This is a genomic window from Labrys sp. E2SS-1L (genome assembly GCF_057073705.1).
On the sequence record NZ_CP172712.1, the window covers coordinates 130,287 to 147,196 of the forward strand.

The window sequence follows — 16,910 nt, forward strand, 5'->3', positions numbered from 1 at the left end:
CAAGCGTGACAATCGAGGGTCGACGAATGGCCGGCACCACCATCTTGGACCGTGGCGGGAATTCCCGGGAGGGCAGCCTCAATCTGTGGAGGGCCATTCTGTCCGCCTTCTGTGCCAGCCTGATCGGCATCGGCCTTGCCCGCTTCGCCTACACGCCGCTGCTGCCCGCGATCGTCGATGCGCGCTGGTTCGAGGCCTCGACGGCCGCCTATCTCGGCGCCGCCAACCTGGCTGGCTATCTTGCCGGCGCCCTCATGGGCCGGCCGATGGCCGGGCGTTTCTCGACAGTGGCCACTCTCAGGGCCATGATGGCCCTGGCCACCCTCACCTTTTTCGCCTGCTCTTATCCGTTCGGCTTTGCCTGGTTCTTCGCCTGGCGCTTTGCCGCCGGGCTGGCGGGTGGCGTGCTGATGGTCCTGGCAGCTCCAACCGTCCTCACCCATATCGCACCGGCAAGACGGGGGCTTGCCGGCGGCGCCATCTTCATGGGGATCGGGGCGGGCATTGCCGCATCCGGCACGCTGGTGCCATTGCTCCTGCAGCAGGGACTGCGGCAAGCCTGGCTTGGCCTCGGTGCACTCTCGCTACTGCTGATGGCCACCGCCTGGAGCGGTTGGCCGCGCGGCGAGAATGCCATGGCCCGGCCCGCCGCGTCCGGCCATGCCCCGCGAACGGCAAGCCTGCGTGCCCTTTATGCCGAATACGCCCTCAATGCCGCCGGCTGGGTGCCGCACATGATCTTCCTGGTCGATTTCGTCGCGCGGGGATTGGGTGAAGGCGTCGAGGTCGGCGCTCTCTATTGGATCATCTTCGGCATCGGCGCCACCATCGGCCCTCTGCTGGCCGGTCACCTTGCCGATCGCATCGGCTTCGGCGCGGCCTTGCGCATGGCCTTCCTGCTCGAGGCCGTCGCGGTAGCGCTGCCTGCCGGTATGGCCGGGCAGGCATGGCTGATCGGCTCGAGCCTGATCGTGGGTGCCTTCGTCACCGGCACGGTGCCGCTGGTCATCGGCCGCATCCACGAACTCCTGCCGCACCACTCTGCCCAGCAAAAACGGGCCTGGAGCCTGGCGACGGTTTGGTTCGCCCTGTTCCAGGCCGGTGCCGCCTATGCCCTGTCCTTCCTCTTCGCCCAGAGCGGCGGCAATTACCGCCTGCTCTTCGTGATCGGCGCGGCCGCGATGATCCTCGCTTTGGCGATCGATCTCGTCGCCAACGGCATTGGCCGTCCTGGCAACGAAGGCAGGCAAGGCTGAGCGCCGTGGCATCGGGAACCGGCCGGGCACGGCCATATCCTTTCCCATCCGGAGCTTTACCTCCCACCGCTGCATGCCGATGATGCCCGCGAGGGGAATCGTACAGGGGGGAACTGGGTATGAGGAAGGTCGGATTCGCGACCCTCGTTGCGGCCGCCACCATGGTGGCCACGCCCGTGCTGGCTGAGCCGGTCCTGATCGAGAACGTCAAGGGCTATACCGTCCGCAACGGCGAGCTCGTCCGCTTCGACGCTCTGGTCTTCGGCGAAGACGGCAAAGTCATCGCCACCGGCACGCACAAGGAACTGGTCAAGGCCCATGCAGGTGCCGTCAAACGCGACGGCCGTGGCAAGGTGATGCTGCCAGGCCTGATCGATGCGCATGGCCATGTCGGCGGCCTCGGCGAAACGCTGACGACGATCGATCTGTCTTCGACCGCCAGTCTCAAGGCCGCCCTCAAGCAAGTGAGTGCCTATGCTGCGGCCAATCCCAAGGCGGCCTGGATTCGTGGCAGCGGCTGGAACCAGGTGATCTGGAAGCTCGGGCGCTTTCCGAACGCCGCCGAGCTCGACGCCGTGGTGAAGGACAGGCCGGTCTGGCTCGAGCGGGTCGACGGCCATGCCGGCTGGGCCAACTCGAAGACGCTCGCCTTGGCCGGCATCACCAGGGACACCAAGGATCCCGATGGCGGGCGCCTCGAACGCGATGCGCAGGGCAATCCCACCGGGGTACTGGTCGACAAGGCCATGGACCTCGTCGTCAAGATGCTGCCGGCCAAGACCGAGGCCGATCGCTCCGCCAATCTCACCGCCGCCCTCGCTCATATGGCCAGGCTTGGCCTGACAGGGGCGCATGACGCCGGCGTCGAGGCCGCCGACATCGATGTCTACAGAAAGTTCGCCGACGAGGGCCGCCTCACCGCTCGGATCTACGCCATGGTTGGCGGCGTCGGCGAGGATTTCAAGAAAGTCTCGGCTGGAGGCCCGCTGCTCGGCTATGGCCAGGACCGGTTGACGGTACGCAGTGTCAAGCTCTATGCCGACGGCGCGCTGGGCAGCCGCGGCGCTGCGCTGATCGAGCCCTATAGCGACGATCCCGGCAATCGCGGCCTGCTTTTCAAGAAACCCGAGGCGATGCAGGCCGATATCGAGACGGCACTGAAGGCCGGCTTCCAGGTCAATGTTCACGCCATCGGCGATGCCGGCAATCGCGAAGTGCTCGACGCCTTCGAGGGCGCTTTCGCCGAAGTGGGCGGGCGCGATCTGCGCAACCGCATCGAGCACGCCCAGGTGCTGGCGCTCACCGACCTGCCCCGCCTCGAGAGCCTCGGCCTCGTCGCCTCGATGCAACCCACCCACGCCACTTCCGACATGAACATGGCGGAAGACAGGGTCGGCCATGAGCGCATCCGCGGCGCCTATGCCTGGCGAACTGTGCTCAACCAGGGCACGGTGATTGCCGGCGGTTCGGACTTTCCGGTGGAATCGGCCAATCCGTTCTTCGGCCTGCACGCGGCTATCAACCGCACCGATCACGAAGGCAAGCCCGTCGCCGGCTGGCATGCCGAGCAGGCGATGACGCGGGTTGAAGCGTTCCGCGCCTTCACCCTGGATGCCGCCTACGCCGCACACCAGGAGAAGAGCCTCGGCAGCCTCGAACCGGGCAAATGGGCCGATTTCATCCTGGTCGACCAGGACATCTTTGCCGTCGATCCCCAGTTGATCTGGAAGACCAAAGTCGCGGAGACCTGGGTCGGCGGCAGGCGTGTGTTTCCTGCCGGAAGATGAGGGACGAAATCGGGGCCCCGTCGGGCAGGAACGCTGCTTTCGGCTCAGGCCCTCAGGCCTGGCCGACGCTGCCATAGACCATGCGGCCCTGCTGGAAGGTGGCCGTACGCGCAGGCATGCGGGCCACCGCCTCGGCCGAGCAACTGGCGGGAACCAGGGTGAAACCCGCCTCGTCGCCGGCCTTCGGCCAGGCGCGCTTGCCGCTGTCGTCCAGCGGCAGCACGCCGCCGGTAGCGATCGACAAGGCGCGCGAGAGGTGGAACTCGTCCGAGCCGTCATAGAGCTGGGCGTAGAGATTGGCCTTTTCCAGCATGTCGCCGCTGCCGAAGGGCGACCAATGATCGATCACGCTGTCCGTGCCGGTCATCACGAAAACGCCCTTCTCGCTGAGTTGCGGCAGCGGCATCACAAAGCTGCCGATCGGCACCGTCGAGGCGATGGCGATACCCTGCGCGGCAAAGCGGGTGGCGAGTTCGGACAATGCCTGTGGCGAGAGCGTGCTAAGCGCGAAGGCGTGGCTGATGGTAACCTTGCCCTTGAGCGCTGCGTTCTTCTCCACCGTATCGACCATGTAGTTGATCGCCGCCACGCCGGCCGGGCTGGTCTCATGCAGGTGAATGTCGACACCCTTGCCGGCATCGAGAGCGATCTGGAACATGGCGTCGAGGGATTTTTCCATGGTGCCATCGACATTGGTCGGGTCGAGCCCACCGACATAGGCGGCACCCATGGTCATCGCCTCGCGCAACAGCCCCTCGACCCCGGAGTGCAACAGGCCGTGCTGGGGGAAGGCGACGATCTCGCAGGAGAAATCTCCTCGGTGGTTCTCCAGCGCCCGCTGCACATGCTCCAGGGCCTTCAAGCCGCTGATCGGGTCGATGTTGCAATGGCCACGCGCCACCGTGCTGCCCTTGGACTGCAACAGGGCGATCAGCCCCTCGGCACGCTGCTGCGCGACGGGCAACAGCGTGGGCAGTAATTTCTGCTCCCGCGCGATCATGTCCATGATGGTCTTGCCTTGGCGCGGGCGCGGCGCCTGCCAGGGGCCGCCATAGAAAGTCTTGTCGAGATGGATGTGCATGTCGCGCATCGCCGGCAGCAGGAGCTGGCCATGCGCCCCGTAACGGGGCAGGCCGTCGGCCAGCCCGGCGTTGGCCGCAAGCAGGGCTGCGATCTTGCCGTCCTTGATCTCCAGCGTGTAGAGCGCGGTGCGGGTGCCGATCACCGTCTCGCCGTCATACTCGAAGCCTTCTTCGAGCCGCACGTCGCGGAGATAATAATGGCGATCTCGCAGCGTGGTGGCACCGGCTTCGCCGCCTGGGCGGCCGGTGCCGGCCATCGCAGCCACGGCGCTGGCACCGGCCATGCCCCTGACTGCCGAGGCGGCGCTGCGGTTTCCGCTGTGGCTGAGAACCGCCCTGAGGCTTGGCTGCTGGTGGTTTTCCACGGTGGTTTCCTGCCTTCGATCGGTTGTCTGGGCTCCCAATTTACGGGAGAGCCAATCTCGATGGCAGCGAGATTTGCCAATGCTGACCATTCGATTTAGCAATGATGGAGGCTCTCCACGAAGCGCAAATGAATAGCCAATCTTCATGCAGAAGGGAGCGGCGATTTCCGCACCCTAGGCCTCCAGCCCGCAGAAGGTGATCAGCCGCTCTGCCAGGGTGACGACGGCATCGACAGCACCGTCGCGGAAATACAGCGCCAGCTCGAAATCGGTCACCGGCTGCAATCCCTCGGCCTCCCCCAATATGCGATGGCTGGGCAGCCGGCAGCCGGCAGGCAGCAGGGTGATGCCGAGGCCGGCGGCCGACGCCGCCATGAGCGCTCCGAGGCTGGCACTGCTGTAGCCGACCCGCCAGCGTCGGCCGAGATCATCGAGGGCCTGGCACAGTTCCTCGCGATAGAGCCCATTGGGCGGGAACACCGCCAGCGGCACCGGCGCCTGCTCGATGGCCGGATGGGCCAGGCTGTCCAGCCATAGCAGGGGTTCGGGCCGGGCAGCACGTGGCGGCTGGCTGCGGCGCTGCTTGACCAGGATGAGGTCGAGTTCCTCGCGGCCATAGGCGGCATGCAGATCCGCGCTCAGGCCGCTGGTGACATCGAGCCGCAGATGCGGGTGCTCCCGGCTGAAGACAGCGAGCAGGTCGGCGGTGGGCACAGTATAATCCTCGGGCATGCCCAGCCGCAGTACGCCGTCGCGCCACAGGCCCGTCAGGGCATCATGCGCCTCCTCGTTGAGGGCGATGATGCGCCGGGCATAGCCCAGCAGCTTCACCCCCTCCTCGGTGAGCTGCACCTGATGCGAGGAACGTTCGAACAGCGGTTTGCCGAGCATCTCCTCCAGCCGACGGATCTGCTGGCTGACGGTGGACTGCGACAGGGATACGCGCTCCGCGGCACGGGTAAAGCTCATGGTGTCGCATACCGACACGAAGCTGTTCAGCAGCTGCGGATTGAACATCGGATAGCGATTCATGCGCCCACCGCCGGCACCCCTCGGTTCGATCGCCCGACAATAGACCACAGTGGGCTCGATTGCTTGGAACGAAGATGTGCAAAAGAAAACGGCGCGGTCGAGCCGCGCCGTTTCATCAAACTCGATGGAGGGTGCCTCAGTCCTTGCGGCGCAGACGCACGATCACGTCGACGCGCGCAACTTCATAGCCTGCCGGCACCTGCGGCATCTCGGCCATGTTGACCTCGCCGGGGATGTCGAGCACCTCATTGTCGCCTTCGACGAAATAATGATGGTGCTCGTGCACATTGGTGTCGAAATAGGTCTTCGACCCGTCCACGGCGAATTCGCGCAGCAGACCGACTTCGGTGAACTGGTGCAGCGTGTTGTAGACGGTGGCGAGCGAGACCGGCACACGGGCCTTGGAGGCCTCGTCATGCAGCATCTCGGCGGTGATGTGCCGATCGCCCTTCTGGAACAGCAGCCAGCCCAGCGCCAGGCGCTGGCGGGTGGGCCTCAAGCCGACGTCGCGCAGCATCGAACGCACGTCATGGAACGGGCAGCCCGTGCGCTGGTGGTCGCGGGAGGGAAGCTCGCGCGAGGGCGATGCATCCGGCGTGGCCGCCTTGGCGGAACGATCGAAGTGAATGACTGTGGTCGCTGACATGATGCGGTTCTACAACTTTTCTCGGCGACATTCTAGGGCAAGTGATGCCGCAGACGCAATCATCATAATGGCTGATGCCAACTAGCCCCTGGAAAAATGGCGCTTTTTGGCGATCATCCGCGCTTCAGGGCGGTCAGCACCTTCAACCCAGGGTGGCCGGTGACCGGCAGGCCGAGCCGGCGCTGCACGTCGCGGATGGCCTGGATGGTCTTGTTGCCGATCGAGCCGTCGGGCGTGCCGATATCATAGCCCTTGCGGGCCAGCAGGGCCTGCAATTCCTTGCGCTGCGCCCGCGACAGGCCAGGGTCGTCGGTCGGCCAGGGCGTCGCGAAGGGGCTGCCGCCCCGGATGCGGTCCGACAGATGGGCGATCGCCAGGGCATAAGACTCGGCAGCATTGTAGGAATAGATCGCATCGAAATTGCGGAAGACCACGAAGGCCGGCCCTTGCGGCCCGGCCGGCAACAGGATCGCAGCCCGGGCATTGCCGCCCTGCAGCGGCGCACCATCGATGCGTGTCACGCCCATCGCGGCCCAGGAACCGAGCGGGCGCTTCTTGGTGCGGCCGGCTAGCCCCGCCTTGAAGCCGGGCGGCAGGCGCACCTCATAGCCCCAGCGCGTGCCGGAGGTCCAGCCGGAACGGGCCAGGTAGTTGGCGGTGGAGGCGAGCGCATCAGGCACGGAATCGACCACGTCGCGGCGACCATCGCCGTCACCATCCACGGCCAGGCGCAGGAAGGTCGAGGGCATGAACTGGGTGTTGCCGAAGGCGCCGGCCCAGGAACCGACGAGATGATCGGGATTGACGTCGCCGCGCTGGATGATCTTCAGCGTGGCGATGAGCTCACCCTGGAAATAGCCCTGCCGGCGGCCCGCATAGCAGGAAAGCGTGGCCAGCGACTGCACCAGCGGGCGCGTGCCCTTGCTCTCGCCATAATTGGACTCGACGCCCCAGACCGCGACCACTACCGCCGGGTCGACGCCGTAGCGCCGCTGCACGCCCGAGAGCACCGAGCCATATCTGGACAGCATCTGCTTGCCGTCGGCCACGCGTTGCGCGTCGACCAGCGAGGCCATGTAGTCCCAGATCGGTGTCTTGAACTCGGGCTGCTTGTTCATCGCGTCGATCACGGTCATGTCCGGCTGCAGGCCGCTGAACTGCCGGTTGATAACCGATGACGACACTCCCGCCGCGCCGGCGCGCGCGCCGATGGCGGAAAGGCACTGTTGGAAGGAGGCGGCCGACGCCGGCAAAGCGGAGAGGGCGAGCAGCGCAAGGGCGGACACGACTGTCTTTTTCATGGCCATGATCATGATTCATCAAGGTAAATGAAAGATGGCCAAACCGGCCGAAATGGGGTGGGTTCGGATTAATTACGCGCAATGATTGCGTGGACGTGACGGGAGATCACGCAAATGCCTTCGCCCCTCTCGGGGGCGGGGAGCTCACCTGTTCGCACCAGGCACCCAGAGCACGTCGCCGCTGGCCTTGTGGTTGAGGTAGCGGCTGGCCACGAACAGATGGTCGGAGAGGCGGTTGACATAGGCCAGCGCCTCGGCGGAGACCAGTTCGCCCACCGATTGCGACAGCGCCACCATCACGCGTTCTGCTCGCCTGCTGACGGTACGCGCCATGTGCAAATGGCTGGCGCAGGGCGTGCCGCCCGGCAGCACGAAACTCTTCAGCGGCGCGAGGTCGGCATTCATGGCGTCTATTTCCTGCTCCAGCCGGTCGACCTGGGCCTGTACGATGCGCAACGGCGTCCAGGTGATTTCCTTCTCGCCGCCCTCGGGCGTGCACAGATCGGCGCCGAGATCGAACAGATCGTTCTGGATGCGGGCGAGCATGGCGTCGACATCGGCGTCCTCGCGGGCGCTGTGCTGGCGGGCAAGGCCGATCACGGCATTCGCCTCGTCGACCGTGCCATAGGCCTCGACCCTCAGATCGGCCTTGGAACGGCGCTCGCCGGTGCCGAGCCCGGTGGAACCGTCGTCGCCGGTACGGGTGTAGATCTTGTTGAGACGAACCATTGCGCTTGCCCGAGTTTGTTTGGCTTTCAGGGATCATTGTCATTGCCGGAGCAGCGACGCAATCCAGGGGCCGGGAAGCGGAGAGGCTGAAATGCCTCTAGTGGCCCGGCCAGGAGAGCATCCGGCCGGGCCTTGTGCCGGCACCACGTTATCCCCAACAGGCACCGGACGGGCGGACCCTAGGGGCCGGATGTAACTCAAAGGTAAACGCAGGAAGGTTTATGGCACCCATGGCGCGATGCCATTGACCGGGATAGGCCATGCGGCGGCTCACCAAGCCGCCGCGAGCCCCTCATGGGATCACTGGCTCAGGGCACCGCCGAGAAGGGCACCAAGCGCAAACGCTGCCACGGGGTACCACATGCCGTCACGGTGGCGACGATAGCCCGGCCGGTAATCGCGATAGCCGCGATAGCCGTGGTAATAGCCGGCACCATCCGGCCGGCGATTTGGTCCCCATCCCCTGGGATAGCGGTCGGGTCCGCGGTGCTGTCCACCCCAGGTGCCGGGGCGATGTTCTCTCCAGTCTCGCTGGTGTTGTTGGCGCGGAAAGAAATTTTGCGCTTGAGCGCTCGCCAATGGAGCAGCAATCACCAATGAAGCTAAGGCAATCTTGAAAAAATTCGACATGAATCGTTCCTCGGTTAATAAGAGAACCAAGGTTACGTTGCGAAATGTGAATGCAAGATGAAGCCTATATTCAAGATATCGTGGGTCTTGAAAAACGTTCTTCACTTATTTGTGAGCGAAATAGATCGCCGCCATGATGATGATGATCGCCACGGCTTGCAGCAGGACGCGCATCTGCATCAGCCGCTGGGAGCGCCAGCCATCGCCACCCTTGAGCATGTTGTGCAGGCCCATGCCGAGCACGATGGCGACCGCCAGAATGGCGAAGGGCACGAGAATATAGAAGAACTTGGCCATCCCGCGGTTCTATGCCTTCGCTTAGCCGGCGTCGAGGCCGATATGGCATCCGGTCGAAAAAGTCGCGACCACCGGTGGGGCGGCGCCCTTCCACCGCCGGCGCGGGCAATGCTATGACAAATGCGATCATCCGCTCGAATACCGCGCCGCGGCCCCCTTCGTTCGATGACGTTGTTTTCATCGCAGAGGGAGAGAGCGGTGCCCGAGTCAGCCGGCAAGATCGTGCATGTGGTGTGCTGCGGCGCCTCTTCCTTCGATTCGATCTTCCAGCTCGATAGCCTGCCGAGCGGTCCCGGCAAGGTCCTGCCCAGCCGGGTAACCGAGGTGGCCCATGGCATGGCCGCCAGCGCCGCCGCCGCGATCGCCAAGCTGGGCGGGCGCAGCGCCCTGCTCTCGCGCGTCGGCGACGATGCCATCGGTGAGCGCATCGTCGCCGACCTGACGGCAGCCGGCATCGACTGCCGCTTCATCCGTCGGGCCCGGGGCGCACGCTCGCCGATCTCGACCGTGCTGGTCGACCGCCATGGCGAGAGGCTGGTGGTGCCCTATTACGATCCGGCGCTCGGCCAGGATCCGTCCTGGCTGCCGCTCGAACTGGTCGCCCGTGCCGACGCCGCGCTCGTCGACATACGCTGGCCCGAGGGTGCAGCCGCCGTGCTGAAGGCGGCGCGCGCGGCCGGCCGCCCCGCCGTGCTCGATGCCGATACCGGCCCGGCCGGCGTGACAATGGAACTTGCCGCGCTGGCGAGCCATGTCGTCTTCTCCGAACCGGCGGCGCTGGCGCTGAGCGGCACCTCCAGCCCAGGCGAGGCGCTGCGTGTGTTGGCCGGTCGTTTCGCTGGTTTCCTCGCCGTCACGGCCGGGCCGGAGGGCTGCTTCTGGCTCGACCGTGAAACAGGCCGGATCGAGCAACTGCGCCCGCCCGCGGTCGAGGCTGTCGACACGCTGGCGGCGGGCGACGTCTTCCATGGTGCCTTTACCCTCGCCATCGCCGAAGGGGCATCCATCCCGCAGGCCATCGCCTTCGCCAATGTCGCCGCCGCCCTCAAATGCCGCAGCTTCGGCGGTCGGCTGGGCACACCCGACCGGGCCGAGGTAGAGGCGATGCTGTCTAGAGCAGAACGCGTTCAGGCGTGAACGCCCATTTGCTCTAACTCTTTGTTCCGACGCGTCTTTGCGATTCGAGGGGACTCCGTCAAATCGCAAAACACTATAGTTTGGAAAGAACAGGTCTGGAGGAAAAATGACAAATGTTGCCGAATTGCGGGCTCGCCTCGCCGAAACGCCGATCCTGCCGGTGATGGCGATCAAGGATCCAGACGAGGGTCTAAGCGATATCGACGGCCTGGTGGCAGCGGGAGCCCCCGTGATCGAGATCCTCTTCCGCACGCCCGAGGCGCCGGCGGTGCTGAAGGCTGCCAAGGCGCGCCATCCCCGCTGCCTGTTCGGCGCCGGCACCATGCTGCTGGCGAGCCATGTGCGCCAGGCCCTCGACGCCGGCGCGGACTTCACGGTCAGCCCCGGCCTCACGCCCGCGCTGCAGGCGCTGGTCGCCGCCAGCGGTCTGCCCCATATCCCCGGCGTGCAGACGGCCTCGGAGACGATGCAGGCCTGCGAATATGGCTATGCGCTGATGAAATACTACCCTTCGGAGGCCTCCAACGGCCCCGCAGTGCTGGCGGATTACGCCAACATCTTCGAAGGCGTCGGCTTCGTCACCACGGGCGGCATCGAGACGACGCTGCTGCCGGCCTATGGCGCAGTGCGCAACATCGTCGCTGTCGGCGGCTCCTGGATGCTGCCCTCGCGCCACACGCCCGGCTCGCCCTGTCTGCAGCATCAGGCCGCCATCTTCAAGGCGGCGCGGGGATGAGGGCAAGCAGATTCCCGTGTGCGCGGATGTCTCGTGCGTGCACACGGGAAGGCCACTCTGCCTATCTCACTTCGGCGGCGTGCCGACCTCGAACTTGAAGTATTTCTTGGCCATCGGCTCGAATTCGCCATTCTTGTAGATGGCGCGGATGGCGTCGTCGAAAGCGGCCTTCAGCTTGGTGTCGTCCTTGCGCATGCCGCCGCCGATGCCGGTGTCGAAGCTCGGATCCTTGGGGAAATCCTTGACCTCGCAGCAGGCCCCGTCCGAGCTGGTCAGAAAACCCTGCATGCCCACGGCATCGCCGATGATCAGGTCGATGCGCCCGGCCGCCAGGTCCGAATTGGCGGTATCCTGCTGGCTGTAAACCTTCAGCGTCGCCTCCGGATGAGCCTTCTCGATATAGGCGGCATGGATGGTGCTCACCTGCGCGCCGATGCTCTTGCCGGCGAGGCCACCGGAGCCGAAGTCGAACTTGTCGTCCTTGTTGCCGATGAATACGGACGGCGTGTTGTAGATCGGAAGGGTGAAAGCGATCTGCTTCTGACGCTCCGGCGTGATCGACATCGAGCCCCAGATCACGTCGATCTTGCCCGATTTCAGCGCCGGCATCATGCCATCCCAGGCCATCGGCGTGATCACGCAGTCAAGCTTGGCGGTCTTGCACACGGCCTTGGCGTAGTCGAGCGCAAAGCCTTCCCACTCGCCCGAGGCATTCTTGTAGGCGATCGGCGGATAGGGTTCGGCGGCGATGCCGACCTTCACCTGATCGGCCTGGGCCGCAGCTGTGGCGGCGATCATGGCCGCGCCGGCGAGCAGCATCGTCAGTTTCTTGGTCTTCATGGCAGGTTCCTCTCTGGTTTTTGCCGAATGCATTCGAGGCATCCGGGTGGTTTGATGTCGGATGGCACGCCCAAAAGCCTTCTCCCCTTGAGGGAGAAGGTGGCATTGCGAAGCAATGACGGATGAGGGGTGTCGGCGCTGCTCGGAAAAGATTGCGTTTCTCCCCTCATCCGCCCCTTCGGGGCACCTTCTCCCTCAAGGAGAGAAGGCAGTCTCGTTCTTCCCGGCCTCCTCACAGCCTATTGCCGCGCCGCCACCTCATCGAAGGTCTCTTCCAGGACTTCCATGAGGAGATCGGCGTCGGCCTTGGCGAAGATCATCGGCGGGCGCAGCTTGAGGACGTTGTCATGCGGCCCCTCGGTGCCCATCAGCACACCACGCCGGCGCGCGCCGTTGTTGACGGCCCGGGCGAATTCGGTGGCCGGCGCCTTGGTCTTGCGGTCGGTGACGAGCTCGATGCCGAGGAAGAGCCCCTGCCCGCGCACGTCGCCGATGATCTCGTGCCGCTCCTGCAGCTTGCGGAAGCGCGCCAGGAGATAGTCGCCCATGGCGAGGGCGTTGGCGCGCAGGCCGTCACGCTCGATCACGTCGAGCACGGCAAGGCCGACGGCGCAGGAGACCGGATTGCCGCCGAAGGTGTTGAAATATTCCATGCCGTTGTTGAAGGAAGCGGCAACCTCCCTGGTGGTCACCACCGCGGCCATCGGATGGCCGTTGCCGATCGGCTTGCCCATGGTGACGATGTCGGGCACCACGTTCTGCAGCTCGAAGGCCCACCAATGGCTGCCGACGCGCCCGAAGCCGACCTGCACCTCGTCGGCGACGCACAGACCCCCGGCCGCGCGCACCATGGCGTAGACTTCCTTCAGATAGCCTTCCGGCAGGAAGACCTGGCCGGCGACGCTGGGGATGGATTCGGCCATGAACAGGCCGGGCGCCCGGCCCTGCCGTTTCATTTCGGCGATCTCGTCGGCCACCCTCTCAGCATAGCGGCTGGCGATCTCCGCCACCGGCCAATCCACCGGGGCGCGATAGCTGTCGGGGATGGCGGCCTCGAAGACATGCGCCTTGCGGCCCTCGCCGCCCTTGCGCTTGTACTTGTACGGACTGAGGTCGATCAGGGCCTGTGTCGTGCCGTGATAGGCCCAGTCCAGCACGATCGCCTCGTCCCGGCCGGTATGGGTGCGGGCCATGCGCAGCATCAGGCTGTTGGCCTCGCTGCCGGTGCAGGCAAAACTTGCCACCGTCAGATCGTCGGGCAGCGTGGCGGTGAGCCTTTCGGCATACTCGACGATATTGTCGTGCAGATAGCGCGTATTGGTATTGAGGATGCCCGCCTGGCGCGCCAGCGCCTCCACGACATCAGGATGGGCGTGGCCGAGATGGCAGACATTGTTGAAGCAATCGAGATAGGCCCGGCCGCGATCGTCGATCAGCCAGACGCCCTCGCCGCGCACGAACTTGATCGGCTCCTGGTAGGAGATCGAGAGGTTGGGCAGCAGCCCGCGCTTGCGCTCGGCCACGATCGCCTCACGGCTGCGGCCGGTCTGGTGGAAGGTCTCGGGCGGCACGCCGGCGAAATCGGCCGGATCGGGGAAGAGCTCAGCCCAGACGGGCAGATAGGGGGCTTCGCCGACACCGAGTATCTCCGTGGCCGTAAGGCCGGTCGCGGTTGACAGCTGCAGGTGCAGATGCGGCGCCCAGCCGCCATTCTCGGCCGGCGCACCCATTTCGCCGACGAGATCGCCGGCCTCCAGGCGGTCGCCCGGCTTGAGGCGCCCGACGGCCTCATGCGCCAGATGCCCCCAGAGGCTGACGAAGGGCGGGCAGCCCTCCGGGGCGTGTTCGAGCTTGATCAGGCAGCCATAGCCGAGCGCCTCGGTCTCGATCACCACTTCCTTCACGCTCGCCGCCAAAGGCGTGAACAATTTGGTACCGGCCGGCAGGAACAGGTCGAGGCCGAGATGACGCGTGCGCCGCGTGCCCGCCACCAGGCGGGATTCGAACATCGGGCTGGTATAGACGGTGCGCTCCTCGCCCCAGGGACCGATGCCGAGATCGATGCCCTCCCGCGCGCAATGTTCATCCCACCAGGCCGTCGCCTTTTCCGGCTCCTCGGCCGCGGAGGCCACGGTCATCGGATTGGCCGGATCGCCATAGGGCACCAGCCCCTTGCGCATGCGAGCCGGATGCTGCGACAGCACGGAGTGCAAGCCCTTGGCCTCGGCCCGGATCCAGCCGATCGCAGCCCGGGAACCGGGCGCGGCGTCGAAACCGCAGGCCTGGCGCAGGATCGCGATGGCGAAGACGGGATTGATGGCATCGAGCCGCTGCAGCAACGCCCAGGCCGGCGCTTCGCTGACGGAGAGATAGGGATTGTCTGCGATCTTGTCGTGGCGCTGAGCTGACATCGTCACGCTGATCACCAGGCGCATGGCGATCAGGTCGAAGAGAACGTCGATCTCCTGTTCCTGCAGCGGATAGGCGCCATGGAAACCGGCGACGATGGCGGCGGCGGCCCCGATCGGATCGTCGAGATCGAGGATCGAATAGGCACAGGCGACGGCGACTTCCGCGATCAGCAACGAATGCAGAGCATCGCCGAAATCGATCAGCCCGGCGACGCGGCCCGAGCCGTCGGCATCGACGAGCACGTTCCAGTCATTGGCGTCGTTGTGGATGACGGCAGCGCGCAGCCCGGGCAGGCGCGGCGCCACCTTCGCATCGAAACGGTCGAGGAAGCGGGTCAGCAGGGCTCGCTTTTCCGGATCGGTGACGAAGCCGAGGCGCTGGCGCGCCTCTCCGGCCGTGCGGATATCCCATTCGAAGCTGCGGAGCGCGCCAGGATGGATGAAACCCTGCATGGCGCGGTCGAGGTCGCCGAGCACGCGACCGAGATCGCCGAGGGTTTCGAGCGTGCGCTCGGCCTTGGCCAGCGGCTCGCCGAGCTGCCATTCGACCATGCGCGCCCGGAAAGGCCCACCTTGCGCCTCGACCACGGCGAGCGCCTGGCCGTCCCTGGCGCGCCTGAGCCGCGGTACTGAAAGACCGGGCGCATGCTGGGCGAGATGGTCGAGCAGGGCGGTCTGGAAGTCGCTCTGCTCCTGCGGCTCGCTGGCATTGACGATCTTGAGCACGAAGCCCGATTCGCCGTGCGCGATGATGCGGAAATTCTGGTCGCGCTCGCTGGCGAGGGGGCTGATGCCGCCTTCGACGCCAAAGAAATCCCGCGCAATCGCTTGCGCCTCGGCTGGAGACAGGGAGGGTGCGGGATGGGTCAGATCGGTCATGGAACAAGCTTTTCGGCGAGGCTACGATAGCGCCAAGCTTCACCCGGACCGTGCGCCGGGGCATCCGTTTATCGGCCGGTCCGGCCGGACGTTTGCCGGCTTTGACCGGCAATTCGTCGGCGGCTAAGAAGGGCGGCGATGAAGGACCTCGACGACAAAGACCGCGCCATTCTCAGCATCCTGACGCGCGATGCCAAGATTCCGCTGAAAACTCTGGCGGGCCGCATCGGATTGTCGCGCAGCGCCACCAGCGAGCGCGTGCTGATGCTGGAAAAAGCCGGCATCATCCGCGGCTACCGCGCCGATATCGGCACGCTGGAAGACGGCGCGGTCGGCGCCTTCCTGATGATCAATCTGGTGCGCACGCCCGCGCCCCGCGTGCTGGACCAGCTTGCCGCCTATCCCGAAGTGCGGCGGGTCTCCTCGATCGGCGGCCAGCTCGACCTCGTGGTCGAGGTCGAGGCCCCCTCGATCGGCCGCCTCAATACCATCCGCGACAGCGTCGCCCTGCTCGAGGATGTCGACGACCTCACCACCGCCATCGTGCTGCGGCGGGATATCGACAGGATGGGGTGACGGCGTTTTCGAGAAGGCACGGGCATCATCACTTTCAGCTCGGCGTATCCGTATCGTCCCAAAGCGTGCCGGGCGGGTTGTGGAAGCCGGTCAGCCAGTTGAGGGCGAAATGGCGCTCCATCACCACGCCGCCGTCGAGGCCCACCGGCTCGGTGCCATTCTGCCGAGCCTGCCTGACAATCCAGTGCTGGCGCCAGGCAAGATCGAGGGCATCGAGAATCTCGGCAGCCGGCCGCAGGCTGACACGTGCGGGCAGGTCCTTGTCCTGGGCGCTCTTCAGCATGGCCAAAGTAAGGGTTCCGGCGTCAACGATCCTGTCCGCCGGCCCGGGTTCGATGCCGTCGATCGAAAGCGCCCAAGCCAGAATATTGACTGCCTCGTAACGCCAGCCCATGGCAACGGTGGTCTGGCTGTCCGGCGCTTCGGCCAGCATGAAAGCCTGCTCTCTGGGGGTCAGCGCGGCAATGCCGGCCGGATTGCGCTCGCGCAATTTCGTCAGGAGGCTGCCGTCTCCCTTGCCCATCGACTCGCCCTGAGTCGCCACGCAGATCAGGCCGAGCGCCCGAGCCAGCACCTCGCCCGCCGGCCGCAGCTCGACTTCCCCGATGCCGAGCGACGGGGGCATGCTGGCCAGCGGCTTCGGAGTGAAACCTTCCAGCGCTGCAAGCGTGCGCGTCCGCCGCTCCAAGGCGTCCGGCGGATAGGGCAAGGCGGCGGCGGTATCCGTGCTGCCGTCCGCGGTGATCAAGGCATTCATGTCGGCATCGCGCACCGAACCGTCCGGAAAGAACAGCACGGCATTGGCCCGGCGTGCCCAGGCCCCCATCGCCGGCAAATCCTCGTCGGCGACGGTAAAGCTCGCCTGGTTGCGCACGCGCTGGATGTGGCGCCACAGATGATAACGCTGCGCGGTCATCCGGCCATCACCCCGGCCCATGACATAGCCGGCAAAGCCTTCGAGATGCCCCGCCATCTCGGGATCCGACAGATCGCGCCGGTTGATCAGCCGGTGCGGGAAGTCGAGCGGCAGCACTTCCCGCAAGGTGGCATAGGCGTTGACGAGCCAGGATTCATCGTCCCCCTCCACCTCGCCCCTTTGCGCTTCGACGGCAGGCTTTGCCGCGCCCCGCCCGAAAATCCGCGAAAGAATGCCCAATGCCGCCTCCCCCTGCACAGGCCGCCGTGGCCCGCCTCATACCGCTACGG

The 16,910-nt window shown here is 65.7% G+C and carries 15 protein-coding genes; 5 read left to right on the forward strand and 10 right to left on the reverse strand.

Features of this window, described 5'->3' with window-relative positions; translation table 11 throughout:
- Nucleotides 1–26 precede the first annotated feature (26 nt).
- Nucleotides 27–1,256, forward strand: coding sequence for a YbfB/YjiJ family MFS transporter (locus tag ACIGJE_RS00605; RefSeq protein ID WP_415086098.1), 1,230 nt, complete (start codon nucleotides 27–29; stop codon nucleotides 1,254–1,256).
- A gap of 119 nt (nucleotides 1,257–1,375) precedes the next feature.
- Nucleotides 1,376–3,043, forward strand: a complete 1,668-nt coding sequence (locus tag ACIGJE_RS00610) for an amidohydrolase (RefSeq protein ID WP_415086100.1) — start codon at nucleotides 1,376–1,378, stop codon at nucleotides 3,041–3,043.
- Nucleotides 3,044–3,095: 52 nt separating this feature from the next.
- Here the strand turns inward: ACIGJE_RS00610 and ACIGJE_RS00615 are convergent, their stop codons facing one another.
- The 7 genes from ACIGJE_RS00615 to ACIGJE_RS00645 all read right to left on the reverse strand — a co-directional run bounded on the left by ACIGJE_RS00615 (nucleotide 3,096) and on the right by ACIGJE_RS00645 (nucleotide 9,125).
- Complete coding sequence (locus ACIGJE_RS00615; RefSeq protein ID WP_415086102.1) at nucleotides 3,096–4,490, reverse strand: amidohydrolase family protein; 1,395 nt, start codon at nucleotides 4,488–4,490, stop codon at nucleotides 3,096–3,098.
- 174 nt (nucleotides 4,491–4,664) lie between these two features.
- Nucleotides 4,665–5,522, reverse strand: a complete 858-nt coding sequence (locus tag ACIGJE_RS00620) for a LysR family transcriptional regulator (RefSeq protein ID WP_367625962.1) — start codon at nucleotides 5,520–5,522, stop codon at nucleotides 4,665–4,667.
- A gap of 136 nt (nucleotides 5,523–5,658) precedes the next feature.
- Nucleotides 5,659–6,168, reverse strand: a complete 510-nt coding sequence (irrA, locus tag ACIGJE_RS00625) for an iron response transcriptional regulator IrrA (RefSeq protein WP_311935754.1) — start codon at nucleotides 6,166–6,168, stop codon at nucleotides 5,659–5,661.
- A gap of 113 nt (nucleotides 6,169–6,281) precedes the next feature.
- A complete protein-coding gene (locus ACIGJE_RS00630; RefSeq protein WP_415086105.1) occupies nucleotides 6,282–7,475 on the reverse strand; it encodes a lytic murein transglycosylase in 1,194 nt (397 codons plus the stop codon).
- Nucleotides 7,476–7,613: 138 nt separating this feature from the next.
- On the reverse strand, nucleotides 7,614–8,198 hold the full coding sequence (locus ACIGJE_RS00635; protein ID WP_311935749.1) for a cob(I)yrinic acid a,c-diamide adenosyltransferase: 585 nt from the start codon (nucleotides 8,196–8,198) through the stop codon (nucleotides 7,614–7,616).
- A 300-nt stretch (nucleotides 8,199–8,498) separates the two neighbouring features.
- A complete protein-coding gene (locus ACIGJE_RS00640) occupies nucleotides 8,499–8,828 on the reverse strand; it encodes a hypothetical protein (protein WP_376717660.1) in 330 nt (109 codons plus the stop codon).
- 105 nt (nucleotides 8,829–8,933) lie between these two features.
- A complete protein-coding gene (locus ACIGJE_RS00645) occupies nucleotides 8,934–9,125 on the reverse strand; it encodes a twin transmembrane helix small protein (protein WP_068298234.1) in 192 nt (63 codons plus the stop codon).
- Nucleotides 9,126–9,323: 198 nt separating this feature from the next.
- Here ACIGJE_RS00645 and ACIGJE_RS00650 point away from each other — a divergent pair, with 198 nt between their 5' ends.
- Together ACIGJE_RS00650 and eda are read left to right on the forward strand one after the other, a co-directional pair.
- Entirely contained in the window at nucleotides 9,324–10,262 is a 939-nt protein-coding gene (locus ACIGJE_RS00650; protein ID WP_415086107.1) for a PfkB family carbohydrate kinase, read from the forward strand.
- A gap of 106 nt (nucleotides 10,263–10,368) precedes the next feature.
- Complete coding sequence (gene eda, locus ACIGJE_RS00655; protein ID WP_415086109.1) at nucleotides 10,369–10,998, forward strand: bifunctional 4-hydroxy-2-oxoglutarate aldolase/2-dehydro-3-deoxy-phosphogluconate aldolase; 630 nt, start codon at nucleotides 10,369–10,371, stop codon at nucleotides 10,996–10,998.
- Nucleotides 10,999–11,064: 66 nt separating this feature from the next.
- On the opposite strand, the gene ACIGJE_RS00660 is transcribed toward eda, so the two are convergent.
- Nucleotides 11,065–11,838, reverse strand: coding sequence for a transporter substrate-binding domain-containing protein (locus ACIGJE_RS00660; RefSeq protein WP_415086111.1), 774 nt, complete (start codon nucleotides 11,836–11,838; stop codon nucleotides 11,065–11,067).
- A 239-nt stretch (nucleotides 11,839–12,077) separates the two neighbouring features.
- Nucleotides 12,078–15,128, reverse strand: coding sequence for an aminotransferase class III-fold pyridoxal phosphate-dependent enzyme (locus ACIGJE_RS00665; protein WP_415086113.1), 3,051 nt, complete (start codon nucleotides 15,126–15,128; stop codon nucleotides 12,078–12,080).
- Nucleotides 15,129–15,266: 138 nt separating this feature from the next.
- Between ACIGJE_RS00665 and ACIGJE_RS00670 the strand changes: the two genes are divergently transcribed.
- Complete coding sequence (locus ACIGJE_RS00670) at nucleotides 15,267–15,704, forward strand: Lrp/AsnC family transcriptional regulator (protein WP_415086115.1); 438 nt, start codon at nucleotides 15,267–15,269, stop codon at nucleotides 15,702–15,704.
- A 34-nt stretch (nucleotides 15,705–15,738) separates the two neighbouring features.
- On the opposite strand, the gene ACIGJE_RS00675 is transcribed toward ACIGJE_RS00670, so the two are convergent.
- The gene (locus tag ACIGJE_RS00675; RefSeq protein WP_415086117.1) at nucleotides 15,739–16,860 is read right to left on the reverse strand and encodes a DUF4272 domain-containing protein; all 1,122 of its coding nucleotides are present in this window, start codon (nucleotides 16,858–16,860) and stop codon (nucleotides 15,739–15,741) included.
- Between the last annotated feature and the right edge of the window lie 50 nt (nucleotides 16,861–16,910).